The sequence below is a fragment of the Chryseobacterium sp. SIMBA_028 genome (assembly GCF_046535285.1).
Classification (GTDB): Bacteria; Bacteroidota; Bacteroidia; order Flavobacteriales; family Weeksellaceae; genus Chryseobacterium.
Window position 1 is genome coordinate 1 of sequence record NZ_JAWRWZ010000284.1, and the last position, 272, is coordinate 272.

1 protein-coding gene is annotated in these 272 nt (G+C 59.9%); it reads left to right on the forward strand.

Going from position 1 to position 272, the window contains the following annotated elements; genetic code table 11:
* Positions 1-182: hypothetical protein (locus SCA31_RS23480; protein ID WP_410699425.1), on the forward strand; the 182-nt coding region annotated here is incomplete at its 5' end.
* Positions 183-272 lie beyond the last annotated feature (90 nt).

Here is a 272-nt window from a genome sequence, read left to right on the forward strand (position 1 = left end):
TAGAAGTCGTGCCGCTCGATTTCCTGGTGCTCGACCGCTGCCGCGCGCTGCGGAATTTCCAGGGCGACGCCAGTGCCGAAGCAGGCTGGCAGGTGAGCACCAAACCCGCAAGATCGCATGGTCTGGGCGCGATTCTGGGGCGCGTCGTTTCCTCGTTCCGCAGTGGTTCACCTGCCCGCTGAAGCGTCTCGAAACGATACAGATCGGATGCTTGCCAGAAGCTGCAATGTGAGGTCGTCAGACAACCTTCTGTTAAGGTGTTGCGGGTAAAG